This is a genomic window from Streptomyces wedmorensis (assembly GCF_000716445.1).
GTDB classification, from domain to species: Bacteria; Actinomycetota; Actinomycetes; order Streptomycetales; family Streptomycetaceae; genus Streptomyces; species Streptomyces wedmorensis.
The window spans coordinates 1-279 of sequence record NZ_JNWK01000198.1; the positions used below are offsets into that span (position 1 = coordinate 1).

Here is a 279-nt window from a genome sequence, read left to right on the forward strand (position 1 = left end):
CGCCGCCCGCGGCACCTCCGCCACCCTCGACGCCGGCACCGCCTACGGCCGCATCTCCAACAGCCTCACCAACAGCGAAGGCGCCGACGCCGCCCTCGCGTTCCACGCCACCACCTCGTTCGGCGACATCACCGCCCGCAGCCTCTGACCCACCCACACCCGAAGGAGCACCTGCCATGACGCACCCCGCCATCGCGGCGAACGGACTGCGCAAGTCCTACGGCGAGAAGACCGTCCTCGACGGGATCGACCTGACCGTCCCGGAGGGCACCGTGTTCG

Annotated in this window: 2 pseudogenes; both read left to right on the plus strand. The window is 71.3% G+C overall.

Annotated features, from left to right (window positions below):
* Positions 1 to 148: pseudogene (locus OO54_RS49070) on the plus strand (DUF4097 family beta strand repeat-containing protein); the annotation flags it as partial.
* A gap of 28 nt (positions 149 to 176) precedes the next feature.
* Positions 177 to 279: pseudogene (locus tag OO54_RS48220) on the plus strand (ABC transporter); the annotation flags it as partial.